Annotated in this window: 19 protein-coding genes and 5 pseudogenes; 11 read left to right on the top strand and 13 right to left on the bottom strand. The window is 43.6% G+C overall.

The features are described from left to right. Both DXA15_RS19340 and galB read right to left on the bottom strand, forming a co-directional pair. The coding region (locus DXA15_RS19340) for a transposase (protein WP_147349099.1) at positions 1-415 on the bottom strand (415 nt) is incomplete at its 3' end. A gap of 460 nt (positions 416-875) precedes the next feature. After that, entirely contained in the window at positions 876-3,386 is a 2,511-nt protein-coding gene (gene galB, locus DXA15_RS19335) for a beta-galactosidase GalB (RefSeq protein ID WP_128135125.1), read from the bottom strand. 94 nt (positions 3,387-3,480) lie between these two features. Here galB and DXA15_RS19330 point away from each other — a divergent pair. The 3 genes and pseudogenes from DXA15_RS19330 (at position 3,481) to DXA15_RS19320 (ending at position 5,999) form a co-directional block, all read left to right on the top strand. Further along, positions 3,481-4,784: pseudogene (locus DXA15_RS19330) on the top strand (anaerobic C4-dicarboxylate transporter family protein). A gap of 206 nt (positions 4,785-4,990) precedes the next feature. Continuing rightward, positions 4,991-5,539, top strand: coding sequence for a hypothetical protein (locus tag DXA15_RS19325; RefSeq protein ID WP_128135124.1), 549 nt, complete (start codon positions 4,991-4,993; stop codon positions 5,537-5,539). Positions 5,540-5,642: 103 nt separating this feature from the next. Next, positions 5,643-5,999 (top strand): co-chaperone YbbN, encoded by a 357-nt coding sequence (locus DXA15_RS19320; RefSeq protein WP_128135123.1) that lies wholly within the window; start codon positions 5,643-5,645, stop codon positions 5,997-5,999. 18 nt (positions 6,000-6,017) lie between these two features. On the opposite strand, the pseudogene DXA15_RS19315 reads toward DXA15_RS19320, so the two are convergent. Beyond that, positions 6,018-6,667, bottom strand: a pseudogene (locus tag DXA15_RS19315) (DUF5715 family protein). Positions 6,668-6,777: 110 nt separating this feature from the next. Here DXA15_RS19315 and DXA15_RS19310 point away from each other — a divergent pair. From DXA15_RS19310 to DXA15_RS19285, 6 genes are all read left to right on the top strand, one after another. Beyond that, positions 6,778-7,020: a hypothetical protein gene (locus tag DXA15_RS19310; RefSeq protein WP_128135122.1), complete on the top strand. Its 243-nt coding sequence runs from the start codon at positions 6,778-6,780 to the stop codon at positions 7,018-7,020. Then, positions 7,011-7,328 carry a type II toxin-antitoxin system RelE/ParE family toxin gene (locus DXA15_RS19305; RefSeq protein ID WP_128135121.1) on the top strand — a complete coding sequence of 106 codons (318 nt, stop codon included), beginning with the start codon at positions 7,011-7,013 and terminating at the stop codon, positions 7,326-7,328. Before DXA15_RS19310 ends, DXA15_RS19305 begins: the two co-directional genes overlap by 10 nt. Positions 7,329-7,437: 109 nt before the next feature. Beyond that, a complete protein-coding gene (locus DXA15_RS19300; protein ID WP_128135120.1) occupies positions 7,438-8,433 on the top strand; it encodes a PhoH family protein in 996 nt (331 codons plus the stop codon). Positions 8,434-8,450: 17 nt separating this feature from the next. Further along, on the top strand, positions 8,451-9,401 hold the full coding sequence (locus DXA15_RS19295) for a phosphoribosylaminoimidazolesuccinocarboxamide synthase (protein WP_010800277.1): 951 nt from the start codon (positions 8,451-8,453) through the stop codon (positions 9,399-9,401). Positions 9,402-9,407: 6 nt separating this feature from the next. Next, positions 9,408-10,172, top strand: a complete 765-nt coding sequence (ubiE, locus tag DXA15_RS19290) for a bifunctional demethylmenaquinone methyltransferase/2-methoxy-6-polyprenyl-1,4-benzoquinol methylase UbiE (RefSeq protein ID WP_128135119.1) — start codon at positions 9,408-9,410, stop codon at positions 10,170-10,172. Positions 10,173-10,191: 19 nt separating this feature from the next. After that, a complete protein-coding gene (locus tag DXA15_RS19285) occupies positions 10,192-10,932 on the top strand; it encodes a shikimate dehydrogenase (RefSeq protein WP_007653662.1) in 741 nt (246 codons plus the stop codon). Between the two features lie 90 nt (positions 10,933-11,022). Here DXA15_RS19285 and DXA15_RS19280 read toward each other — a convergent pair whose 3' ends face one another. Then, positions 11,023-11,787 (bottom strand): TIGR03915 family putative DNA repair protein, encoded by a 765-nt coding sequence (locus DXA15_RS19280; RefSeq protein ID WP_128135118.1) that lies wholly within the window; start codon positions 11,785-11,787, stop codon positions 11,023-11,025. A 2-nt stretch (positions 11,788-11,789) separates the two neighbouring features. Then, positions 11,790-13,054, bottom strand: a pseudogene (locus DXA15_RS19275) (putative DNA modification/repair radical SAM protein). A gap of 67 nt (positions 13,055-13,121) precedes the next feature. Between DXA15_RS19275 and DXA15_RS19270 the strand changes: the two are divergent. Then, positions 13,122-13,949, top strand: coding sequence for an AraC family transcriptional regulator (locus tag DXA15_RS19270; RefSeq protein ID WP_128135117.1), 828 nt, complete (start codon positions 13,122-13,124; stop codon positions 13,947-13,949). On the opposite strand, the gene DXA15_RS19265 is transcribed toward DXA15_RS19270, so the two are convergent. Then, positions 13,944-15,158, bottom strand: coding sequence for a multidrug effflux MFS transporter (locus DXA15_RS19265; protein ID WP_128135128.1), 1,215 nt, complete (start codon positions 15,156-15,158; stop codon positions 13,944-13,946). The genes DXA15_RS19270 and DXA15_RS19265 overlap by 6 nt on opposite strands. 175 nt (positions 15,159-15,333) lie before the next feature. Between DXA15_RS19265 and DXA15_RS19260 the strand changes: the two genes are divergently transcribed. Then, positions 15,334-16,506 carry a glycosyltransferase gene (locus DXA15_RS19260; RefSeq protein ID WP_128135116.1) on the top strand — a complete coding sequence of 391 codons (1,173 nt, stop codon included), beginning with the start codon at positions 15,334-15,336 and terminating at the stop codon, positions 16,504-16,506. Between the two features lie 8 nt (positions 16,507-16,514). Here DXA15_RS19260 and DXA15_RS19255 read toward each other — a convergent pair whose 3' ends face one another. The 7 genes and pseudogenes from DXA15_RS19255 to DXA15_RS28100 form a co-directional block, all read right to left on the bottom strand. Continuing rightward, positions 16,515-17,759 carry an ABC transporter permease gene (locus DXA15_RS19255; RefSeq protein WP_128135115.1) on the bottom strand — a complete coding sequence of 415 codons (1,245 nt, stop codon included), beginning with the start codon at positions 17,757-17,759 and terminating at the stop codon, positions 16,515-16,517. A 14-nt stretch (positions 17,760-17,773) separates the two neighbouring features. Further along, positions 17,774-18,969, bottom strand: a pseudogene (locus DXA15_RS19250) (pyridoxal phosphate-dependent aminotransferase). A 141-nt stretch (positions 18,970-19,110) separates the two neighbouring features. Then, the gene (locus tag DXA15_RS19245) at positions 19,111-20,007 is read right to left on the bottom strand and encodes a YitT family protein (RefSeq protein ID WP_128135114.1); all 897 of its coding nucleotides are present in this window, start codon (positions 20,005-20,007) and stop codon (positions 19,111-19,113) included. Positions 20,008-20,149: 142 nt separating this feature from the next. Continuing rightward, positions 20,150-20,506: a hypothetical protein gene (locus DXA15_RS19240; RefSeq protein WP_007653677.1), complete on the bottom strand. Its 357-nt coding sequence runs from the start codon at positions 20,504-20,506 to the stop codon at positions 20,150-20,152. 119 nt (positions 20,507-20,625) lie between these two features. Then, positions 20,626-21,147, bottom strand: coding sequence for a DinB family protein (locus tag DXA15_RS19235; RefSeq protein WP_128135127.1), 522 nt, complete (start codon positions 21,145-21,147; stop codon positions 20,626-20,628). 64 nt (positions 21,148-21,211) lie between these two features. After that, positions 21,212-21,892, bottom strand: a complete 681-nt coding sequence (locus DXA15_RS19230) for an RNA polymerase sigma factor (protein WP_199676374.1) — start codon at positions 21,890-21,892, stop codon at positions 21,212-21,214. 1,075 nt (positions 21,893-22,967) lie between these two features. Next, a pseudogene (locus DXA15_RS28100) lies at positions 22,968-25,291 on the bottom strand (hypothetical protein). Positions 25,292-25,588: the final 297 nt, after the last annotated feature.

The following is a 25,588-nucleotide window of genomic DNA, read 5'->3' as shown; positions in this document are numbered from 1 at the left end:
CTACGTCAAGGCTGATGAAACCTTTGTCGGCAAGGACAAGAACCAACTGCGTGAATACATTATTTATCTCTCCTTTTACACGATTACGGAAACGGTTGATGGTAATAAAATCCGGATGTTCATTACCGGAAAGCCAGATATAATGAATGTCACGTAGGAGAAGCTTCTCTATTTTGCGGCACGAATAGATATTGTTCATGTAGGCGTAGATAATCACCTTAAGCATCATTTTAGGATGATAAGGACAACGACCGGTTGCTTTATAAAGCTTCTTGAAATTGTCAAGATTGAGATTATCAATAACTGTATTGACCACACGGACCGGATCGTTCGCTGCTACGTTTTCATCAATTCTTCTAGGAAAAAGAACTGTTTGGTTGGGAGCATAATCCCGAAAATGTGTTTTTGTGGGCATTGGTCTTTTATTTTTTTACTAAGTTACAGAAAAATAGCGATATAGGCAAGATCTTAGTTGAGAAAACAGAGGCTTCACTTTATGTTTTATGGCATACCAGAAAATAACCGGATTTACCAAGAAAGCGCATCCCTGTCACGGGACACGCTTTCTGCCATAATTAAAGTTCCGGTCATTTAGCTCCCTTAAAGGCCTGTTTACAAAAAAAGCCCGGCTATATAAACAGCCAAGCTATACGCCTTTGTATAGTCAAGGTTTATTAGGTCAATCAGTCACTCTCCATGTTTGATAGCTCTTAAAACGAACAACTCTACAAAGGAAACATTTTATTCTGTTTATAACGTTTTTTTGACTCTTTGTTTTACATGCTTTGCAACACAATTAAGGGGATATGTACATTTTGACACACCCCCATTCTTGTTCCTATTATATCAATAAATATATACTGACCGATCAATACTTACCTGCTTATCAACTCGATCCGTGCACTCTTGACACCCGGGGAGGATGCTTCAAAGTAAATCGTTCCCGGTGTTTCTTCCGTTTGTACGATGGCTGTCAGCTGTCCGCTGAACAGTTTCATCTGCGGGGCCTGGAAGGATTCGAGGCTGGCGGGGTTACCGTTGGCTGCCGCCTTGTAGGTTCCGTTGCCACGTACGTTAAACTTGATCTGGTTGGTGGCATCCGGGCAAAGATTTCCGTTCTTGTCAACCACTCTTACGTTGATGAAAGAGAGGTCTTTGCCATCGGCTGTCAGGTTAGTACGGTCGGCAGACAGTTCGATATGGTGAGGCTTGCCGGCTGTGTGTACTTCCTCTTCGGCTACGGCGTTGCCATCCTTATCGTAGGCTACCACTTTCAATGTTCCCGGCTCGTATTTAGTATCCATCCACATCAGACGGTAACGTTTCTGACGTTCGAAACTCTTCTGAGCGGCTTCGGTATAGCTGCTGTCGATACCGATACTCAGGTCTTTCGTACGTTTGCCCTGGCTCTTTCCGTTGATGAACAGTTCGGCAGAAGGATAATTGGTATACACGAATACCGGAGTGACTTCGCCTTCGCGTCCCGGCCATGTCCAGTGAGGCAGGATATGCAATGTCTTTTCCGCTTTGTTCCAATGGCTGCGGTACAGATAGTAACGATCCTTTGGAATACCGGCCAGGTCGATGATACCGAACAGGGAACTGTGGCTCGGCCAGTTGGTATAATACGGCGTCGGTTCGCCCAGATAGTCGAAACCGGTCCATACGAACTCACCGATACAGTAAGGCAGGTCTTCATGCTGGATAAAGTCGTCTTCCGGCAGATTCGACCAGCCACAATGTTCTACATCGTAAGAAGAGCTCTGATGATCGTCGTAGACAGCCATCGCCTTACGTTCAACCGGAAATTTATAAACACCGCGTGAACTTACCGTGGAAGCAGTCTCGCTTCCCAGGATGATTTCCTGAGGCAGTTTCTTATAATTAATCTGATATTTGAACGGACGGTAGTTGAAACCGGCTACTTCCATGACAGCGGCAAAGTTATTGTTCACGACAGCATCCGGGGCATCCATTCCCTGAGTAACGGGACGTGTCGGGTCTTCGCGGTGACAGATGTCCTGAAGGAAGCGGGCAATCTTGGCGTCGCCTTCGATCCACTGGTTCGGCACTTCGTTACCGATACACCACATAACGATACTCGGATTGTTACGGAAGTTATGAAGCAGGTTCACCATATCTTTTTCCGCCCATTCGTCGAAGAAGAGGTTGTAGCCGTTCTTACATTTGGCTACGTTCCATTCGTCGAAACTTTCTGCCATCAGCATCATACCCATTTCGTCGCAGGCCTTCACCAAATCGGGAGCCGGCATATTATGGGAAGTACGGATCGCATTACAACCCATATCTTTCAGGATACGGATCTGGCGGCGGATAGCCGCATCATTGACGGCTGCACCCAACGGGCCCAGGTCATGATGGTTACATACGCCTTTAAAGACTGTCTTTTCACCGTTCAGGAAGAATCCTTTTCCTGGAATGATTTCGATGGAACGGATACCGAAAGATGTCGTATATTCATCTTTCAACTCTGTTCCGTTCTTGTACAGGCGGCTTTCAGCCACATACAGAGCGGGCATATCCGGCGACCAGAGGGTCGGGGTGTGAACAATGAATTCCTGATCGACCGTACCATTATTATATATGATATCGTTCAGCGGAAGCATTGTTTCAACCAGCATTTGTCCGTTCGGGTTACGCAGGCTGGTTTTCACGGCATATTGTTTCGGATCGGCACCTTCCGGAAGGTTTACCTTTGTGTTGACATTCACTTTGGCAAACTCTTTCTTAACGATAGGTGTTGTAACAAAAGTCCCCCATATCGGAATATGAGCATCTTCCGTAACGATCACATGTACATTTCGGTACAGGCCGGCACCCGGATACCAGCGGGAGGACTCCGGCAGGTTTTCCAGACGGACAGCCAGCGTGTTCTTCTGTCCCGGTTTCAAGTACTTCGTAATGTCAAAATGGAATGAGTTATAGCCATAAGGCCAGTAACCTACCTCTTCGCCATTGATATAGACTTTGGCGTGGCTCATCGCCCCGTCAAACAGGATTGAAGCTTTTTTCCCTTCAGCGAACTGGGGTACTTCAAACTCGGTGCGGTACCAACCCACACCCACGAAAGGCAGACCGCCCGTACGGCCGGCATGTTCCAACGCCTCCTTCTGGCCGTCTTGCAAAATAGCCACTTCCTGCTTATCGTTCTGGGAACTGAACGGACCGTATATCGCCCAATCGTGCGGAACCGTCACCGATTGCCATTTACTGTCGTCGAAAGCGGGTTTGATAAAGTCGGGGTTATCCTCACGGGTGAACTTCCAGTTTTTCTCCAGCAGGAATTCACTACGTACTTGTTGTGCCGAAAGGTTAGTCAGCCAACCGAATAACACGACTAAAATAACAAAATTGAATCTTTTCATGCGCATTTTAAATGTGTTTGTAGTTCTTAGCGCAACAAAAATAACTAAATTTGCGACTTTATCAAACTAAATCTACAATAACAAGTTACAGAATATGTTGATTCAATTAGCCTTCGTTTTAGTTGCAATAATTATCGGAGCCCGTTTAGGTGGTATTGGTTTAGGTGTATTGGGTGGCCTGGGGCTGGCAGTACTGACTTTTGTCTTCGGCCTCGAACCAACGTCACCCCCAATCGACGTGATGTTAATGATCGTAGCGGTCATTGCAGCAGCCAGCTGTATGCAGGCCGCCGGAGGATTAGACCTGATGGTGAAATGGGCGGAAAAGCTGCTTCGTAAAAATCCTTCCAAGATTACGATATTGAGTCCACTGGTTACCTATCTCTTTACCTTTATTGCTGGAACCGGACATGTGGCTTACTCTGTTTTACCGGTTATTGCCGAGGTGGCGACCGAAACGAAGATACGCCCGGAACGCCCGCTGGGTATTGCCGTAATCGCCTCACAGCAAGCTATTACAGCCAGTCCGATCTCTGCGGCGACCGTTGCCCTGTTAAGTATGCTGACCGGACAGGGGTTCAATGTCAGCCTGTTCGATATTCTGATGATCTCAGTGCCTGTACGTTGGCGGGTGTCCTGGCGGGAGCATTCTATTCCCTGCGTGTCGGCAAAGAACTTGAAGATGATCCTGAATTCAAAAGACGTATTGCTGAAGGAGAATTCACTACCCAGAAATATGAACTGAAAGATGTCAAAAACCAGAAAGCAGCCGGCTGGTCGGTCATTATCTTTATCCTGGCGACAATCGGGATTATCCTGTTCGGTTCTATCGAAAGCATTCGTCCAGTATTCAACGGGCAGTCATTGTCGATGGCTTATATTATCGAAATACTGATGTTATCGGCGGCGGCCATCATTTTACTGGCTACCCGGACAGACGGGATCAAGGCGGTACAGGGATCGGTTTTCTCTGCCGGCATGCAGGCGGTTGTCGCTATCTTCGGTATTGCCTGGATGGGTGACACATTTATCGGTGGTAATATGGCGGAACTGAAAGGTTCTATCGAGCAGATCGTTACAGCTATGCCCTGGCTGTTCGGGATTGCTCTGTTCCTGATGTCTATCTTATTATTCAGCCAGGCAGCTACCGTTCGTGCTTTGCTTCCTTTAGGGTTAGCGCTGGGGATCTCTCCGTATATGCTGATCGCACTCTTCCCTGCCGTAAACGGATACTTTTTTATTCCGAATTATCCGACAGTGGTGGCTGCAATCAATTTTGACCGTACGGGAACTACGCATATTGGTAAATATATCTTAAATCATTCTTTTATGGTTCCCGGACTGATAGCAACCGGTGTTTCTGTATTGCTTGGTTTACTTCTTATCCAACTGTTTTAAAGGTGGCAGGCAGGCTTCCCGTCTGAAAAAAAGAGATTCTAACTACCTCATTCTTATCGTTTTTTTAAAGAAAAGGCTTATCTTTATCTCGAATTTATAGAAAACAGGTGTATATGAAATGGTAGACCTGTTATTATTTTAGTAAGGATTTTATATTATTGATTAAGCTGTAATACACGAAAAAAGAGTCAAAGACTCAGAGGTATATGATGGTAGTGGAAAACTTTATCTTGCCGGATCTTTTAGAAAGTATACGCATTTCAACATCTTCTTCTCAGGAAAACACCCGGAATTTCCTGACAGATTATTCTATTGTGTATGCAGTATCCGGTACGTTATGTTTGAAAAACAGCGATTCCGAACAAATCATTGAAGAAGGGGAATTAGCCCTTATCCCACCGGGAGCATACGCTTTTTCCGAATCTGTCCATGATCAGAATCATTCCGGATTTACCTTCTTCTTCAACCAATGGACAGCACAGTGCATTCTCAAACTCCCGAAAGTGATCAGTGCCTTGAGCCTGCACCAACCGCCTGTTACCAGGCAAAAAGTATATATCATCCCCCGACAAAAGGTCTTCCGGAACTTTTTCAACGCCGTCCAGCTATACCATAACCTGGAAAAAAAGCTGAAAGAGGAAATGCTCCCGGTCAAGTTTACCGAGCTTATCTATCTGTTGCTGAATAGTCCCCATAGAGACGTTGTTTTATCTTTCCTCTCCGAGGCTGCCGGTAATATGCCGGAGAAACGGTAAAGATATACCCCTGGGAAAAATTGACAAGAATATAAGTTATATTGCCATTCCGTTAGTCACCGATCTAATGTAATTTTGCATTGTCAATTAAAACAATGAATATATGAAACCGATAGAACTAACAAAGACTGAATTCATTCAAAAAATAGGTAACGTCGAAGCTGGCCCGAAAGACTGGAAATATGTAGGTGACAAACCTTGTATCGTAGATTTCCAGGCTCCCTGGTGCGGTTACTGTAAACGTCTTGATCCGATACTGGAAGAGTTCGCTCAAACATATGAAGGACGATTGGATATTTATAAAGTGAATGTAGACAAAGAAGAAGATCTCGAAACGCTCTTTAATATCCGCACCATCCCTACCCTTCTTATCTGTAAAACGGACGGGACCAAAGAACTCATGCTGGGAACTATGCCCAAACACGAGTTGAAGAAGATCATCGAAGAGAAAATTCTGTAAAAAGCCCCTTATCACAGTTTATTTACGAACTGTGATATGGAAACATCCCTGCTTGCGTTCGTGCTTTATATAACAACGGTCTGCTCTTTTCAGGTCGCGAAGCACTGACGCAAGTACCATTTTAAGGCGGTCGTTGTCGATATTCAGGGTATCTTTCTCATTGATCTTGGTATAACGCACCCAGGAAACGTCAAAGGTTGTACCGTAGCGATGGGCTGAGTTCATGGAAGCATTGTAATTGCGTTTGCCCAGTTTCTTCACATCATCTACGTACGGGTGACGCTGGTTACTTTTATTTTATAGAGAGATGCATTCAGATTATAAAGGGAGTCCTGAAAATTACGGCCGATATCTTCCAGTAAGGTTGCCGCTTCCGGAATCAGATAAGGGATAGAGTGTTTCAGTTCTTCCACTTCGTAATAATCGCCGGTTTTGATCTCCTGCATCTTTTTGGAAGCATGTTCGGCATCTTCACGGTTACTGATGGGTTCTATTCCGATCTTTTGGGCGACAGCCAGCTGGACGTCATTCAAATCGTTAAAATCACGATTATAACTTCCGTTATACCAGATGGTTTTCAACTCGCCACGTTTTTCTTTACAGGAAAGGAACACACTGGTCGACACCAGTACAAAAAACAATATAATTGCATTAATAGCTATTTTCATCCTTTTCAATTTTACGGAGGACAAAAATAAGAAAATTACTATACTTTGTTGTATGAAGATCAAAAAGAATTACCTATTTTTGTGGTCAACACTATTAATTAAGTAAGAATATGAGTACTTTAGAACTAAAACTTTCACTGATCGAACAAGTGACGCAAATCGATGATGAGCAGTTGCTGAACAAGATCAAAAAGCTGATCAGCCAGCATATGGAAAAGAAAACAGAAAGGTATCCGGCACAAATGACGGTTGAGGAACTGAAAGAGGTGCTGAAAAAATCTATCGAAGAATCCAAACAAGGCTTGGGAATGACTACAGAAGAATTACGCAAAAGACATCCATTATGCAAATAAAACTAAAGTGGTTACCACAAGCCATCACCTTACTTGACGACATTTACGAATATTACAGCGAGAAAAGTGAAAGATCTGCAATCCGCATATATAATAAACTACTTGATTCTGCTGAACCTTTGAAAACATTTCCCTATGCCGGAATTTCCGAACCTTTACTGGATGAATTTCCTCAGAATTTCCGCTCCCTGGTAGTCGAAAAGCATTATAAATTAATTTACACCATCAGTCCGACCCTGATCGAGATACACGCCATATGGGATTGCAGGCAGGATAACTGGCGGCTAAAAGAAATGTTCCATCGGTAATATCAAAAAAAGACAGGAATATATTCATGAGATAAAGAATATTGCTAATTTTGCGTACCTAAATCAAAGGGAATAAAAACATAAAAAAATAAGACAAGGAAAAGAACGGATGATAGAACGTATTTATATTCTTGAAAGTGTAGACCCGGTTATTTTTTACGGAGTGAATAATGCGAACATGCAGCTGATTAAAACACTGTTTCCTAAGCTTCGCATCGTTGCCCGCGGAAATGTGATGAAAGTAATCGGAGACGAAGACGAATCCGAACTGTTCCTTAAGAAGATCCGTGAAGTAGAAAAATACTGCGAGGAATTTAACTCCCTGAGCGAAGATGTCATCCTCGACATTATCAAAGGAAAAACTCCGACAGTCGTCAAACAGGAAAACCTGATTATCCACGGAATGAACGGGAAGGCAATCGTTGCCCGTACCGAAAATCAGCAAATACTCGTAAAAGCTTTTGAAGAAAACGACCTGGTCTTTGCCACAGGTCCTGCCGGAACAGGTAAGACATTCGTTGCAATAGCTCTTGCAGTGAAAGCGTTAAAGAATAAGGAAATAAGGAAGATTATCCTGAGCCGTCCCGCAGTCGAGGCCGGCGAAAAGCTGGGATTCCTTCCGGGAGAAATGAAAGATAAGCTCGATCCGTATCTGCAACCTCTGTACGATGCATTACAGGATATGATCCCGGGGGCAAAACTCAAAGAATACATGGAAAATAACGTGATTCAGATCGCTCCGCTGGCTTTTATGCGTGGACGTACGCTGAACGATGCCGTTATTATCCTCGATGAAGCACAAAATACAACGACGCACCAGATCAAAATGTTCCTCACCCGTTTGGGGATGAACGCAAAAATGATCATTACCGGTGACGTGACACAGATCGACCTTCCCCCTACCGCAACCTCCGGCCTAGTGCAGGCCATGCAGATATTGAAAGGTGTCAAAGGAATAGGCAAGGTGGAATTCGACAAGAAAGACATCGTTCGTCATAAGCTAGTACAGCGAATCGTTGAAGCATACGATAAATTCGATGAGAAAAAGAAAGCGGAAACCGCTGCAAAGAAACTAGAAAAGAACAACAAACTATCAGATAAATAATCAAAAATAAATTGGTCATGAAGAAGGCGTTAGTTAGAACAGATTACAATTTCCCGGGACAAAAAAGTGTCTATCATGGTAAAGTACGCGACGTGTACAATATCAATGACGAAGTATTGGTGATGGTCGCAACCGACCGTATTTCAGCTTTCGACGTAGTATTGCCGGAAGGTATTCCTTACAAAGGCCAGATGTTGAACCAGATTGCTGCCAAATTCCTTGACGCGACCACCGACATTTGCCCGAACTGGAAATTAGCTTCACCCGACCCAATGGTTACCGTTGGTGTACAGTGCGAAGGTTTCCCTGTTGAAATGATCGTACGCGGTTACCTTTGCGGTAGTGCATGGCGTGCTTACAAAAGCGGTGTACGTGAAATCTGTGGCGTGAAACTGCCGGAAGGAATGCGCGAAAACCAGCGTTTCCCCGAACCGATCATCACTCCGACAACTAAAGCTGCTATCGGAGCTCACGACGAAGACATCTCCAAAGAAGAAATCCTGAAACAGGGACTTGTTTCTGAAGCAGACTACGCCGTTCTTGAAAAATATACGATGGAGTTGTTCAAACGTGGTACGGAAATTGCTGCACAACGCGGCCTGATTCTGGTAGATACAAAATATGAATTCGGTCACCGCGACGGAAAGATCTACCTGATCGATGAAATCCATACACCCGACTCTTCACGTTACTTCTACTCGGAAGGTTATGAAGACCGTTTCGCCAAAGGTGAACCGCAGAAACAGCTGTCTAAAGAATTCGTTCGCGAATGGTTGATGGACAACGGTTTCCAGGGCAAAGCCGGACAGCAGGTTCCGGAAATGACTCCGGCTATCGTTGAAGGTATCAGCGAACGTTATATCGAACTGTTCGAACATATCACCGGCGAGAAATTCGAAAAAGGCGACACAGACAATCTGTTGGCACGCATCGAAAAGAATGTAACCGATTATCTGAACAATAAATAAGTATATATGAAGTACGGTTCGGAACAGATTTTACCTTACAACCGGGAGGAACAGAAGGGCACGCAAGTCAAACGCATGTTCGACTCCATTGCGGGCACTTACGATCTACTGAACCATACGCTCTCGTTCGGTATCGATAAAATATGGCGCAGGAAAGGCATTGCTTTCCTGCGTCCTTTTTCTCCGCAATCCATACTGGATATTGCAACCGGAACGGGCGACCTGGCCATTTCCATGCACCGGAAACTAAAAGCCAACCGGATCATCGGGGCTGATATTTCAGAAGGCATGATGCAGGTCGGACGCGAAAAGGTAGCGAAAGCCGGTTTGTCGGAGTATATATCGTTCGAACAACAGGACTGTACGGCACTCACTTATCCGGACAATTCATTCGATGCCGTTACCGCCGCATTCGGAGTACGTAACTTTGAAAATATCGAACAAGGTATTGCCGAGATGTTCCGGGTACTCAAACCCGGTGGCCATCTCATGATTCTGGAACTTTCCACACCGGAACATTTCCCGATGAAACAGCTCTACCCTATTTATTCAAAAACGATCATTCCATTTATTGGCCGGTTATTTTCAAAAGAGAAAGCCGCTTACAGCTATCTTCCGGAATCTATCAAAGTCGTTCCTCAAGGTAAGGTCATGGAAGAATTGCTTGCCCGCCAGGGATTTGCCCAGGCGAAAGCACGTACCTTCACCTTTGGAATTTGTTCATTATACACAGGTTGTAAGGATGGTTCGCGAACCATCCCTACGAAATAAACAAATACTAGAAAAGGTTATGCAGAAATATGGTTTATTGGGATACCCACTCGGACATTCGTTTTCCAAAACTTATTTCAACCAGAAGTTTGAAGCGGAAAAAATAGATGCCCAATATGTGAATTTCGAGATTCCGAATATCAAGGAAATTAAAAATGTACTGAAAGAGAATCCCGAATTGAATGGTCTGAATGTAACGATTCCTTACAAAGAACAGGTCATTCCTTATCTGGACGAACTGGATGAAGACGCCCGCCTGATCGGAGCCGTGAACGTTATCAAATTCACAAAAGGCCTTTTCGGTAAAAAACTGAAAGGATACAACTCCGATATCATCGGCTTCAAACAGTCTATCGATCCTTTATTAAATGAAACACATCGGAAAGCATTGATCCTGGGGACAGGCGGCGCCTCAAAAGCCGTGTTCCAGGGACTAAAGCAACTGGGTGTCGGAGCAACCCTGGTTTCACGCAAACCGAAAGAATTTTGTATTACCTATGACGAAATCACCCCGAAAACAATGGAGCAATACACCGTCATAGTCAATACGACCCCATTGGGAATGTTCCCCAATGTCAACAGTTGCCCGGATATTCCATACGATTTGCTCACTCCAAATCATCTGTTATACGATCTGTTGTATAATCCGGATGAAACGCTCTTCATGAAAAAAGGAAAAGAAAAAGGGGCTGTCGTTAAGAACGGACTCGAAATGTTGCTGCTTCAGGCTTTTGCGGCCTGGGAGATCTGGCAGAAATAAAAACTGAGGAAAAAGATATTCCTTTCGGATGAAATTTGAATTTCTTTCGAAAGGAATTTTATTTTCTTCCGGATGTAACGTTCTTGTCTTCTACTGCTTTTCCGTCATATACTTCCAGAAACGGACCGGTAAATGTTGCCGGTGCAGTTTCGGGTTCAGACGTTCCTTAATCGCAATCGTCTTAAAATACTCTTTCCACATTTGCTGAAAAAGCATTTCATCCTTATCCATCAGGCTCTCACTCAGAAAACCGGAAAGTAGATGTGCTTCCTTCTGTTCAAAACGGACTTCGATTGTTTCCTTCAGATCATAATAATATCCGTATTCACGGCGCATGTCGTAAATTAGCCATTTCTGGTCACCGAAACGGTCGTTCAGATAAGGAAGGACGAGCGGCAATACATTATATATAGGTTCGACAGCCGAGAAATAGGTGCCATCCACCGCCTTCTGAAAACGGAGGAACTGCATGATACGGAGACGCTCATTACTCACCTTCTTCCATATTTTAGAAATCTGCAATACATCGGAGTCGCCAAAATTCATTCCTATAGACTTGGATTGGTCGATCGCCTTACGGATATAGCGGAATAAAAGCATGTCAATCTCAGGCAGCTCCGACAGCCAGGAGACCGTCAGTCCGGAAAGGGACAGTTTGGATATTTTCTTTTCAAGGCCTTTCCAGACACGGTCGGCTTTTTGCTTATCGGAACAGATTGTCACCGTCTCCTCACAGAACAAAGGCAACGGTTCCCCTTCGGCCAGCAACACATCAGGAAACGACTTCCGGACGTAAGCGTCGAAGACAGCAGTCAGTAATCCCTCGAAAGTTTTGTCATATATAAAAGCAATCATGTTTACAGTACGTCTTGAAATTGAATTGTCAGTTGCCGGTCGTCAAACCGTTTACCCTTCTTTTGAATCAGTATATGGCGCACATTTTCCGGCGTCAGCTCGTTAACCGTCCGCATCGCCAGTTCGTAACAAGTAATAAAATACTGAGCCTTCTTCATGACGACACCGATCTTCTTCAATTGCTCCGAGCCGAGGCGGGAGTAACGACGGGAAACGATGATCATCTTCGCTGATTTCACCCCGATGCCGGGAACGCGCAGAAGCAACTCGTAATCCGCTTTATTGATATCAACCGGGAACATATGCGGATTTCGCAACGCCCACGATAATTTCGGATCGACCTCCAGATCGAGTTCCGGATAGGCATCGTTCACGATCTCATCCACTTTAAATTCATAAAAGCGCAACAACCAATCGGCCTGATACAAACGGTTCTCCCGCACCAGAGGCGGCTGTTTCAATGCCGGCAGCCGGTTATCATAATCGTTCACAGGAATGAAACCGGAATAATAAACACGTTTCATCGTCGGACGCTGATACAGGGCCGATGACAGGCGGAGAATATCCTTGTCTGTATCGGCAGTCGCCCCGACAATCATCTGCGTACTTTGTCCGGCGGGAGCAAACCTCGGAGCGTGACGGAAACGCTTCCGTTCCTCCGCACTCTGCAATACCCCCTGCTGGATATAACGCATCGGGGCAAAGACACTTTTAAAGTCTTTTTCCGGTGCAAGCACCTGCAAACTTTTTTCGTTGGGATCTCGATATTCACACTCAGACGGTCGGCATACAAACCGGCTTCGTTCACCAGCTCCTGGCTGGCACCCGGAATGCTTTTCATATGGATATACCCGTTGAAACGATGAACCAGTCGCAAATCTTTTATCACGCGCACCAACCGTTCCATCGTATAATCCGGACTGCGTACCACGCCCGAACTGAGGAAAAGCCCTTCTATATAATTACGCCGGTAAAACTCGATCGTCAGATAGACCAGCTCCGTAACCGAAAGCGTAGCCCGCGGCAAATCATTGCTCCGGCGGTTAATGCAGTAGGCACAATCATACATGCAATTGTTGGTCAGCATAATCTTCAACAAAGAAATACACCGTCCGTCCTCCGCAAAACTATGGCAAATACCCCAGCCAGCCGCACTGCCAATCATTCCTTTCTTTCCGGAACGGGACGTGCCGCTTGACGCGCAGGATACATCATATTTAGCTGATTCTGCTAATACTTTCAGTTTTTCGAGTACATTTTCATTCATATTTCACGGGGATATACAACACAAAAATAAGGAATTAAAAACTATCTTTGCGATAAAATAGAGTGAAATGTTCTTAGATAATATTCCCGTACATAACCTGGATGAAAGTGATTTCTTCGTCGCCGAACGCATCGAAAACTGCACACCATTGAATTTCCGGGGATCACACTGTCACAACTTTTACGAACTTTTATTTTTCATGGAAACCGGGCCGGAAGAAAGTCACAGCATCGACTTCACCGAGCATCCGCTACAATCCAACCAGATTTTCCTGATCCGCCCGGGACAGGTACACACCATGAAACTGAAAGAACAAAAAGGTTTTCTGTTTGCCATCAACCGTGATTATTTCGAACGGCTCTGCCTGCATATCGAGAGTTATGCAGATTATTCATTCCCGGACATTCTCACCCTTCCCGGCAGCGAAGCTCCTGCCGTCCGCCGGATAGCCAACCTGATCTATGCCGAACACGAAGGATTACACCGCAAAAGCCTGCTAAATTCTTATATGCATGCCTTTATCACCCACTTATTACTGCTGCATACCGACACCCCAGGCAACCAGGACATCCGCGTCAACAGAGTGCTTTCCCTGATCGACACCCATTTTATCAGTGAACGCACAACCGATTTTTATGCCCGCGAAGTAAACCTCAGCAACAAACGGATGAACGAACTGACAAAAAAAGCCGTCGGCCACACAGTTAAACAACTGATCGACCAACGGCTGCTATTGGAAGCCAAACGCATGATAAGCCATGGCGTTTCGAGTTTCAAAGAAATAGCGTTCGATCTCGGATTCAGCGAAGCGTCTTATTTCACCCGCTTTTTCAAGGAACAAAGCGGATACACGCCCGAGCAATTCCGGTCGCTGCTGAAGAAAGACCTGTCATGAACGGACCTTGATCACCGCCAGGCGACGACGCGTATCGACAAACAGCAGCACAAAAGAAGCCAACCCGCAAACAAATAATCCGCACATCATCGGTACAACCGAATCATTTTGTAAGAAACTGACTACTGCCGAAAGGACACCGGTAAAGAACAATTGCAAAAATCCCATCAATGCCGAAGCAGATCCGCTGTCTTCCTTAAAATAAGCCAAACCGAGCGATGTCGTAGCCGGTAACAATAATCCGATCGGGATCAGATTCAGAAATACCAGTACCAACAAAGGAATAACAGAGGTCGAAGCAAAAGCGGTAATAATCAGTAATGTCCCGATCAACAGCTGCACAGCCAACGTATATCGTACAAGTTTCTTCAACGTCATATATTTCAGCATAAAATTAATAATATAAGTCCCGAACATCAATCCCAACGAATTGATCGCAAAAATGATTGCAAACGTATCACCCGACATGCCCCCCTTCTCCATAATCAAAAAAGGTGCATTAGACACATAGACCATCAAACCTCCATAAGCCATACAGCCAATAATAGTGTAAACCATGAACGGCCATACTTTCATCACCCTGACATATCCTTTTACCATCTCTTTCACCGAAGGCTTCTTCGCTTTCATCTCTCCGGATAATACCACCGGTTTACTTTTCGGAAGAAACAACCAGGTCAGCAGAATAGTAAAGGCTCCTAACAGGGCCATTGTATTAAACACCCCGTGCCAATGCCACTGTTTCAATAACAAATTCCCGATAGTCGGCGCAATAACCGGCGCAATTCCGGAGATGATCACCAACAGGGAGAATACCTTCGTCCGCTGTTCATTTACAAACAAATCATTCACAGCAGCACGTCCTACCACCACCCCGGCACAACCGCCAAAGGCTTGCAGAAAGCGGATTACCCACAACTGTTCGATCGAAGTCACATAGATGGAAGCAAACGAACTGATCGTATACAAAGCCGTAGCTGCCAGGATCGGATTCTTGCGTCCGTAATAATCGGAAAGCGTCCCCCAGAACAGTTGTCCGATAGCAAAACCTGCCAGGAAGATGGATAAGGATATTTGTACTTCACTCAAAGAAACTTGCAGGCTTTCAGCAATATCTGTAAAAGCAGGGAGATAAAGATCTATGCTCAAAGGTTCCAAAGCCGCTAATAAAGAAAGGACCAGAACCACGATTCCCATTTTTCTATTCATCACATTATTCCTATTAAAATTACCGCAGCAAAAGTACTTCCTTCTTTCCGCCCACCTTTTACATTAATTGCACATTTACTGGTATAAACAGGAACTTCAGGATATTTCTTTTTGAATGTGGTAATTAGGAAGGAAACATGTACATTTGTACGTTTTTTAATTTACATCTTCAAGAATGAACGACTTACTTATTTTCAATCATATAGAAATGATACTGGCAGGCACGACTGCCGGTCTATTCGTCATCCAGCTCTTATATTATCTTGTCACCTATGCCCGCCCGTTGAGACAGGCTAAAAGAAGACAAATGCAACAGGGACAGGCAAAGCCTGCCGTTTCCGTGATTGTCTATGCCAAGAACGAATCGGAGAACCTAAAGAAACACCTCCCGGCTTTGTTGAACCAGGACTATCCGGAATACGAAATAGTTGTTGTCAACGACGGTTCCACCGATGAGAGTGACGAAGTTTTAAAAACATTCAAGAACGAATACGACCATCTTTATCACACCTATATCCCGGAAGACGTAAAATATCTGAGCCGTAAAAAACTGGCACTCACTGTCGGTATCAAAGCCGCCAAACACGACATCCTCCTTTTTACGGAAGCCAATTGCGAACCTATGGGTAAAAACTGGATATCAGCCATGGCACGCAACTATGCTTCCAGGACAAACATCATTTTAGGCTTTTGTGCATATGGGCATCATAAAGGATTTTTCCATAAGCTGGTCGCTTATGATAACCTGATAACCGGATTGCAATATATCTCGTCCGCCCTCACCGGAAATCCCTATACCGGCAACGGCCGTAACCTCTCATACCGGAAAGATTTATTCTTTGCCCATAAAGGGTATTACAAATCGCTCAGCCTGCATGCCGGCGATGACGATTTATTTATCAACGAATCTGCAAACGCTCAGAATACCTGGGTGGAATATTCTCCGGAAAGCATCACGGAAATGGCAAAGATAGACCGTTTCAGCATGTGGAAAGAGATGAAAGTATCACGTGCCGCCACCCAACGTTATTATAAAGGCTGGAACCTGACCTTTTTCAGAATGGAAAGCCTGAGTTATTTCCTTTTATTTATCGCGGTAATCGCCAGTATCGTCATGGGCATTTTAGGCAACTGGCTGATATCCATACTGGCAGGATTATTATACATCATACGTTTTTCAACCAAAGCGACAATCCTGCACAAATCAGCTAAACTCCTGCAACAGAAACCTGTAACCGGCTGGCTGTTCCTCCTGGAACTGTTGCTGCCCCTGTTCAATCTATACGTAAGAATTTACAGGATATTCAGAGGAAAAAACGATTATACATTCCGACTGGGAAATAAATGAATTGAAAATTACTCAAATCGTATGCTCTTGGCAGGATCGATCTTCGTGATAAGGTAAGACGGACCGAGCATCATTAGCATCGATGCACATAAGGTCCCGATATTCAAGAGAATCAAGGAGATTATACTTAAATCAATAGGCACCGCATCCAGATAATAGATGGAAGGATCCAGTTTTATTATACGAAAATGAGACTGGATCAAACAAATAGCGATACCAACCACATTCCCCCAAAGCATCCCCTTCCCGATCAGGAAGAAAGAGATATAAAGAAATATCTTGCGGATACTGACATTGTTCTCACCCAACGCTTTCAGGATACCGATCATATTCGTCCGCTCCAGAATAATAATAAGCAAACCGGAAATCATGGTAAACCCTGCAACCGCAAAGATCAAGATAAGAATAACTACCACATTCACATCCAGCACATCGAGCCAGTTAAATATCATAGGATTCATCTCCTTTATCGAACGGGTAAAATAGGTATTCCCATGACGGTCCTGTTTCTCCACCAGATTGAAATACAGGTCTTCTGCAATCTGGTCCAGCTTATCGTAATCATCTACAAGCAATTCCAGCCCACTGACCTCATCCTTCTCCCAACCGTTCAACCGGCGGATCTGCTTAATGTCAGCCAAAACAAATAGCTTGTCATAATCCATAAAGCCGGTCTCGTAAATCCCGACGATATTGAATTTACGGGCACGGACATCTTCCTGGACAAAATAAGTCAGAATACTGTCGCCCAGCTTCAATCCCAGCAAGTCGGATAAATATCTGGAAATGATTACATCAGTCGAAGTCTTTTTGGGGTCTATCGTCAGCAACTCACCTTCTTTCAGGTTGTTCCGGAAAAAACTCCAGTCATAATCCGTATCGATCCCTTTCAATACGACACCCTGAAAATCACTATCCGTTTTCAAAATGCCCATTTTAGTGGCATATCCTTCTATATGCTTGATACCAGGAAACTCCTGGAGTGCCTGAAGCAAAGAATCGCTCACCGCAATCGGCGTCGTTTCATACGAACTGTTATTATCAAAATTGGTGATCTGAATGTGAGAACCAAAACCAATCACCTTATTACGAACCTCTTTCTTAAAACCAATCACAATAGCGACCGAAAGAATCATCACCGCCAACCCTAGCGCTACACCGACTATGGCAATACGAACAGCAGGAGGAGTAACCTGACGATTCCCCTCCTTACTGAAATGAATTCTTCGTGCTATAAATAGTTCTAAGTTCAATTCGATTCAGTTGATTAAATAACTCTTCCCGGATAAGCCTCCAACGCCTTTGCCAGGACCACCAGTGCTTTTGCCAAATCTTCCTTTTTCAGGACATAGGCAATACGCACTTCATTTTCCCCAAACCGGGTGTTGTATAGAAACCGGAAGCCGGAGCCATCATAACCGTCTGTCCTTCATATTCGAACTCGTCCAGACACCAGGCACAAAACTTATCGGCATCATCGACCGGCAATTTGGCCACCGTATAGAAGGCCCCCATAGGGATCGGAGAATAACAACCCGGAATACGGTTCAGCCCGTCGATCAGGAATTTACGGCGTTCCACATATTCGTTGTAGACATCCAACATATAATCTTCAGGCGTATCCAGTGAAGCTCAGCAATGATCTGTCCGACCAAAGGAGGACTCAGACGTGCCTGACACCATTTCATAACATTTTCCTTCACCATTTGGTTCTTCGTAATCAGCGCACCGATACGGATACCGCATTCGCTGTAACGTTTGGAAACCGAATCCACCAGTACCACATTATTCTCGATACCTTTCAAATGGAATGCCGAGATATAAGGAGCACCCGTATAACAGAATTCACGATATACCTCATCCGAGAACAGGAACAGATCATATTTCTTTACGATATCACGAATCTGATCCATTTCCTTCTGTGTGTACAGATAACCGGTCGGATTATTCGGGTTACAGATCAGGATCGCTTTGGTACGCGGAGTAATCAGTTCCTCAAACCGTTCCACCGAAGGAAGAGCAAAACCTCATCGATAGTAGACGGAACTGTTTTGATCACAGCTCCACAGGAAATGGCAAACGCCATATAGTTTGCATACGCAGGTTCGGGAACAATAATTTCATCCCCCGGATCCAGACAAGCCATAAACGAAAAGAATACTGCTTCCGAGCCTCCGGTAGTGATGATTATATCTTCAACATCGACATTGATATTGAATTTCGCATAGTATTTAACCAATTTCTCACGGAAACTACGAATTCCCTCACTCGGAGAATATTCCAATACTTTACGGTCAATACGGCGCATAGCTCCATCGCGACCTCGGGAGTAGGTAAATCCGGTTGACCGATATTCAGATGGTACACTTTGGTACCCTTTGCTTTAGCCTTATTGGCTAGCGGAACGAGTTTTCTAATGGGGGAAGCCGGCATATTGACACCCCGCTGTGAGATATTAGGCATTACTTTTTCTATATGTTAGTTTAAAGTTCGGCAAAGATAGGAAATAATTGAAAATTGAAAGTTGAAAATCGAAAATTAATATCGGTTTGCAGTTAATCCCTCCATTTAATTTTCAATTTTAAATTATTAATTATCAATTTATCAGATTCCCGGACGAGGCGAATCCTTGCTCGCATGCATAGTAGAAATAAAAGCATTCGGATCGATCTCCTTAATTTCATCTTTCAGACGCGGCATATCCTTACGTTCGGCAATGGTAAAGATGATCTCTTTTTCCTTTCCTTCATACATGCCCCGTCCGTGCAGGAAAGTACCCCGCATCCCCATCTTTCCGACAATCAGGTCTTTTATCTCCTGTGTCTTCTTCGATACGATAAAGACAGCACGATTCGGATTTTCCGTCTGGAACATTTCAACAACCTTACCATACACAAAAATAGCGAACCAGGAATACAATGGAACCGCCCAGTCCTGGAATACGATCAAGCCTAACATCACGATCGCAGAATCCAGTATTATAATCATATTACTTACTTTCAAATTGGAATTATTGGCAATAACACGGGCCAGCACATCTGTTCCCGCACTGGTACTTTGCGCCTTAAACACACAAGTCACCCCGATACCCAATATCGCCCCTCCATAGAAACAGGCGATAAACGTATCATTTTCCACCAGCGGTTCCGTTCCGCAAAAATAAGACAACGTATCCGTAAAGACGGAAATAAGCACAAACGTCACGATCGTTTTCGGTCCCGAAGAAAGACCGATTTTTTTCATTGCCAGCAACAACAATGGAACGTTAAAGCATAAGGCAGTAGCACCCATCGGCAAACCGTCCGGAAAAATGGAGAAAACACCTTTCGTCACATAATGCAAAACGATGGAAATACCATAAACGCCCCCCGGCACAATTTTATAGGGAGCCAGGAAAAGTACATAACTCAATGCCTGCAAAAAAGCCCCAACCACAATCAGAGAATAATCGACTGCATTACTCTTCAATGTAGCATTAGAAGGAAAACCAAGTTGTTTCATAATTTAGATTCAATCATTATTTGTTTTCAGTGCCACAAAGATAGATAAAAAAAGAAGAGACTACACAAACAAATTGCGTAATCTCTTCCACCTGTTTTCAACAATCGCGATCCGGGGAACAAATCCCCCCTCACCTTTTATATTAAAGGTTCAGTGCACGATTATTATTATTTGTCACATTCAACAATGTTACATATTTGCGATACTGATCGGGCGTCAGAACCTTTTTCATCAACTTCAGATTTCCATAAACAGCCTGATGCATCTTTTTTTGTTGCTGGCTTTCGCTGGCACGCAGACTTTCACGTTGTTTATCCAGGAAAAATTCATTTATATTTGCTACTTCACCCGTCTGAGACGGGGTTAATTGTAAATAATAACTCAGTTTCTCAAAGTTAATAGCAAACGGTTCTTTACTCACATTGTTCCGGTTCTCGCGTGCAAAACCTACCGTTGCACATAATAAAATGGCTGCTACAGCCATACCTAAACGTCTCATAATACCTAAACATTAAATTAATAAACCTAAACATGGAGCCGCTGCCTCCGAATCTATCTCTCTTTTTGCCTTTGTGTATATAACAAGATGTTTTATAACATTGTTCACGAACAGGTTTATTACTTCATCCAGACGATCGGATATCCCAAAGCCCTTTTTATTGCCTCCATCTCGGCACTATGCCACATCTCATGCTTGAAACACCAAGACAAGGCTTCGTACTTTATATTGGCAACGGGATGCTTAAACGGGATTGGTTCAAGGGGTTCTTTCAGGATTTCATCGTTAAGAGTCAGTAGGTTTGTAAGGCAAATATCGTGCACAAAACCCAATTGTGCCTTTAATTCCGAAGGTGGGATAAAATTCCTTTCAACAGAACGGTGCAAAGTTCCCATGCCATTAAATATTTTATTATAACGGGCAATAGGTATCTGCCGCTTAACATCTTCATTTACCCCGGTTATCGTTGTAATGGCATGAAAATTCTGTGAAACCAGCAGATGCCCGATCTGCCAGGCAAAGTTTGAATCCGTACCTTCCGGAATTGTGTACCATAGCTCTTCGGGCATTTCTGAAATCAGACGGTTTACAAAATTCCGTGCTTCAATGATTTGCTCTCTCAAAAATTCAATTTTAATCATCATAATGTTACTTTTTAAGTTATACATTATAATTAGTGAGTAACAGTGTAGAGATTGTGACAACTCAGTCCAGAAATTTTTCCCAATAATTCTTCCGGGGCAAATCTTTTTCAAACTTCTGATACAGGTCGGCCAACCGTATCATTTTGGCGACTGTGGTATATTCTTTATCCAGGTCAATAAAAAAGACCTGTTTACAAATCCTGCATTTACAGGTTCCCGCAGGGTTATAAAGCGGACAGGTATCGGTCAGGAAATGGCTGATCTTATCAATGGAACGGGAGTATATCTTACGGACATTCTCTACCGACATTTCCATAATCGCTCCGATCTCTTTATGAGAAAGCCCTATATTCTCCTTAAAAATAAAAATCAGCCGGGCATCATTATTCAGGCAATGATTCAAAGCCGTCAAGCACCAGTCACATCTTTCCTTGACCCACTCCTTCCGTTCCTCATCAGAACCGGAATATTCGATTTCCTGCAAAGCCCTGAATTGTTCCAGCTTCACCAATGTCGCCACCTTTTCATTTTGAGCATACCGCGAAATAGTCCGCTTCGCAATCGTATAAATCCAGGTCGATAATTCAGAATCTGCATTGAATGAAGGCAGGCTCTTAAACACCTCATACCAGACTTCCTGAGCCGCCTCCTTTGCAATCTCCCTGTTCTGAATCATCCGGTGGGCAATGGTTGCGACCATTGTGCCATAGTGCTCAACTAAATCTTTACGATTTATCTCCATTGATGAAATGATTCGTTATTACTAAAGAGGCTTTTTATGGCCTCGGCACAAAAGTAAAAAGAAAATCGTCTGTAAAACATTCCTTGTTATTCATTTTAATCCGTCTAAACATTATCAGTCCGATTTTAAGAAATTGTTATGAATTTATTCCTAGGTTCCATTATAGAATATGAGCCAATGTGGCAATATACCAATGTGTCAATTTAGAAATAATTGAGTTATCCGCTAATTATAGGATGAACCAATTAGTGACGGTGCCTTCAGGCTGTAGGCCTGTAACAAACTAGCCCAGGGTTCTAACCCTGGGTTCCCTTGAATCCTTCTCTTTCTGAGGCACCCTGTAGGGGTGCGACAAGACGAAAAGGGTTGATATTTAGCTTGTCCCGACCTTACAGGGCGGAAAGGCAGGAACGGGTTTTCATAAACCCAGGGTTGGAACCCTGGGCTGGTTTGTTAAAGCCTTACAGGCTTATATTGACACCGTAAAGGCGGTTCGCGAACCGCCCCTACCAACGACGCAACATTCACATCTGATAAGAAACGAACTAAACAATAAATTCAAAACACTTTCTAATTATCATATGACAATTAAGCTGTTTTATCCTTCACCGTTCACCTTGCAAAAGCAACATACTATCAATTAACCAGTTATGCAAATAAAATCAGATGAACGATTCGGCTTAAAGGTGAATGCTTTCTCTCAATCGTTCACCTTTTCAAAGGCGTATCCGGTTGTAAACTAATCTTCCAAGAATTATATACTAAGGTCAAAGCTTATAGTCATAGCCTTTTCGACGTAGGTCGTTAAGCTTGATGATATACGTCGAAAAGCTTAACGACTCTTGATTAGCAATTACCGGACAGTATCTTTTGTATTAAAAAGAAATGACTTGTTAGCAAATATCCTGTAGGGCGATAATTAAAATACTACCAGCCAAATCGAATCAGGTGAAAGGTTGAAATAAACCGTTCACCTTTTTCACCAACCGTTCACCTCCATCAAAATGCAATAACAATCAATATATGAACCAATTACAAACATAGAGGTGAATGGTGAACGATTTATTGCCACAATTCATTGGATAGTCAAATTCCTAACTACCCAGAACTCACATTTCCCTGTACCAAGCAGTCCCATACCATCGACACCCTCCGCTATTCCCACAAATCCGGTATTAATATCCGAGCAATAAAACGAAACAGTCGCTTCGCCTTTTTCGTCCGTAATGACGGAAGGTTGCCACAGCAAGGTATTTCGGGCATCCGGTGTGGATAATGACATATCCACTTCGTCCGGCTGGTAAAACTCACGGGAGGCGTAGTAGCCTTTGGTACGGTAGAGATTATTCATTTTAAGAAGCTCCTCCTCTGTAAACTCAGGCCCCTAATAAATTTTATATTTTATATCCGTGACAATCCAGATACCATTTGGTCCCTTGGGTTCATATTTAATAAGCGTATATTGCTTTCCATTTACGGGAACCAACCTTTTTCCTTTGTAATTATCGCCCGGGCTACCTGCCGGATGATGTGAATAACCATCATAATCATTCAAATAATCTTCTGCCGTAGCACATTCACAAACCCAAGGACCGCCTAAATCTTTATGAGCCAAACTATCCAACCGCCCCATCAATTTATCCCGGAACGGTTTGCGAGCTTTGCGGGTTACAACCACTTCATCAAGAAGTATCGTACTGTCATTGCTCACTATCGGCATATCGAGAACCTGCTCTTTTATCGTTTGCGACAAATCCATTATCGGATAACAGGATGGCTTATTTTTCCTGATACTGTCTATCTGCGGAAAATAGTCCATGAGTTCCAGTCTGGGTTTGAACTCCTTCGACAACATTGGTTTTACATACACATAACCGCCTCGAAGCTCTTTCATCACATCCGTGCCGATTGTAAAATATCCCACCGAATCCGCCCACACAAATGCTGAATTATCTTCCGCACCTGATACCTGAATCAGTTGTTCCGTACTTTGCGTCTCCTTACTTTTTTTCTTGCTTCCTATCGTCTGAATACCGGATATTTCATCAGACAAAAATATGTCACCTTGGCAAACCGGATTATGTACGCTCCGAACATACCGTCGCCAGCCTTGCGTCAATAGAAGAATATCCATTGCCTGTATCCGGTCTTTGTTTCCTTCATCAAAATAATATACAGGATTATGGATTTTACCCCGTATCTGAGAGGACAGGTAACAATGAGTAAGGATATTCATCGGGGCAGCCGGATTTAGATACGCCTTATCGAACACGCTGATACCCAGATTTGCCTGTACCGGTTTTCCATTACCATCCGTCACCTTTATATTCAGCGTAGCCTTTTCTATTAATGCATAATTATCCTTTTCCGGTTCAATGCTGATATTCAGTTTCTTTTCCGGGTGAACATACACCAGCCGTTCTGCCACAGGTTGCATTGTTTTGTCAAACAAAGTAAATTCAACTATTCCCTGATAAGCAAATTCCGTGAACGGAATCTTTATTTTCAGATTATCTTTCAATTTCCCTTTAGCTACACAACAAACCATTCCACGCATTTGCCCCAGCAGATAGATTTCTTGTTTAGGTAATCCGTCCGTCTGCGATATCACAAACTCCAACCCATCCTTATCCTGGCGGGATAATCTCAATGTCATTCCTTGCGGGTAAATTTCCGGCAAGGAATAAATCTTCCCGTCTTTCAGTTCAATATGGTATTTCTTTCCGGCGGAAGGCGTAAAAAAGAAAAATCCCATTCCGTCATGAAACTCTTGAACGTTGTTGCAGGGTTGTCATCCTCATACAATGTACCTTCCACATCTACCGGATAGCCTTTGCCATCTGTAGCCTTGAAAGCCAACCGGGAAGATAAACCTGAAATCAGATTACCGCCTTCGGGAAAAAGGTCGAAACGCAAATTACTTTCCTCTCCCTTGTCTGTTCGTTGGTTATTCTGTGCGATGTTCTTTACTACTCTTATTTTATGGGCCGATAGTATCCCGGTTGTATCGTTACGGAACGAATACCGGGTATAGCCTTCTAATGAATAATCCCCCTCCGGTAATTTTTCATCCACATACACATGGCCGTCCGCTATTCCGTTCCCGATAGGATATTTCTCACGCCATACCACGCTATCCTTGCTATCTACCATTTGAAGATAAAGCGTCTTACTCCGGTCTGAAAGTCCGAAAGACTGTGCGTCCAACTGGTAGGCTTTGAACCACATATCTTCTCCTGTTTCATAAATTCCTTTACTTGTTTGCAGATACACACACTCAGAAGGATGCCTCGACAACTGTCTGCTCACCGAGGCAAACAAGCTGTCTATATTGTTTTGAGCAATCGCAACCGAATGACCAAAAACAATCATTATCAGCAACAACAAACGCTTTACCATATTTATTCACTCCATTTTGTTGGTTTCCCAAACCGTTTTTACTTATCGAGTTTCCATCGATACATTTTTGCTTTAAGCAATCAGTATCGCTTTTACAAATCCTGCAAACGAAACAACCCGAATGTCAAATAATCATCATCTTCCGGTTCTGTTCCGATATGCTCGATATTAGTTCTTCATATCATTCTATTTAAAATCCAAACAAAGTTGGATAATTCATTATTAATTAACTTTTATAATTTATCTTTGTATCAGGATGTTAAGAGGAAGTAGGCTCTGCTGAGGAGCAACCTACCA

This window comes from Parabacteroides sp. AM58-2XD (assembly GCF_003463685.1).
Taxonomy (GTDB): Bacteria; Bacteroidota; Bacteroidia; order Bacteroidales; family Tannerellaceae; genus Parabacteroides; species Parabacteroides segnis.
The sequence above is the reverse complement of the archived record's forward strand: the minus strand, read 5'-3'. Positions and strand labels throughout refer to the sequence as shown.

Bases quoted from the DNA above. Each gene is read 5' to 3' on its own strand.
- galB (WP_128135125.1), bottom strand. From the start codon at position 3,386: ATGAAAAGATTCAATTTTGTTATTTTAGTCGTGTTATTCGGTTGGCTG.
- DXA15_RS19325 (WP_128135124.1), top strand. From the start codon at position 4,991: ATGATGGTAGTGGAAAACTTTATCTTGCCGGATCTTTTAGAAAGTATA.
- DXA15_RS19320 (WP_128135123.1), top strand. From the start codon at position 5,643: ATGAAACCGATAGAACTAACAAAGACTGAATTCATTCAAAAAATAGGT.
- DXA15_RS19310 (WP_128135122.1), top strand. From the start codon at position 6,778: ATGAGTACTTTAGAACTAAAACTTTCACTGATCGAACAAGTGACGCAA.
- DXA15_RS19305 (WP_128135121.1), top strand. From the start codon at position 7,011: ATGCAAATAAAACTAAAGTGGTTACCACAAGCCATCACCTTACTTGAC.
- DXA15_RS19300 (WP_128135120.1), top strand. From the start codon at position 7,438: ATGATAGAACGTATTTATATTCTTGAAAGTGTAGACCCGGTTATTTTT.
- DXA15_RS19295 (WP_010800277.1), top strand. From the start codon at position 8,451: ATGAAGAAGGCGTTAGTTAGAACAGATTACAATTTCCCGGGACAAAAA.
- ubiE (WP_128135119.1), top strand. From the start codon at position 9,408: ATGAAGTACGGTTCGGAACAGATTTTACCTTACAACCGGGAGGAACAG.
- DXA15_RS19285 (WP_007653662.1), top strand. From the start codon at position 10,192: ATGCAGAAATATGGTTTATTGGGATACCCACTCGGACATTCGTTTTCC.
- DXA15_RS19280 (WP_128135118.1), bottom strand. From the start codon at position 11,787: ATGATTGCTTTTATATATGACAAAACTTTCGAGGGATTACTGACTGCT.
- DXA15_RS19270 (WP_128135117.1), top strand. From the start codon at position 13,122: ATGTTCTTAGATAATATTCCCGTACATAACCTGGATGAAAGTGATTTC.
- DXA15_RS19265 (WP_128135128.1), bottom strand. From the start codon at position 15,158: ATGAATAGAAAAATGGGAATCGTGGTTCTGGTCCTTTCTTTATTAGCG.
- DXA15_RS19260 (WP_128135116.1), top strand. From the start codon at position 15,334: ATGAACGACTTACTTATTTTCAATCATATAGAAATGATACTGGCAGGC.
- DXA15_RS19245 (WP_128135114.1), bottom strand. From the start codon at position 20,007: ATGAAACAACTTGGTTTTCCTTCTAATGCTACATTGAAGAGTAATGCA.
- DXA15_RS19240 (WP_007653677.1), bottom strand. From the start codon at position 20,506: ATGAGACGTTTAGGTATGGCTGTAGCAGCCATTTTATTATGTGCAACG.
- DXA15_RS19235 (WP_128135127.1), bottom strand. From the start codon at position 21,147: ATGATTAAAATTGAATTTTTGAGAGAGCAAATCATTGAAGCACGGAAT.
- DXA15_RS19230 (WP_199676374.1), bottom strand. From the start codon at position 21,892: ATGGAGATAAATCGTAAAGATTTAGTTGAGCACTATGGCACAATGGTC.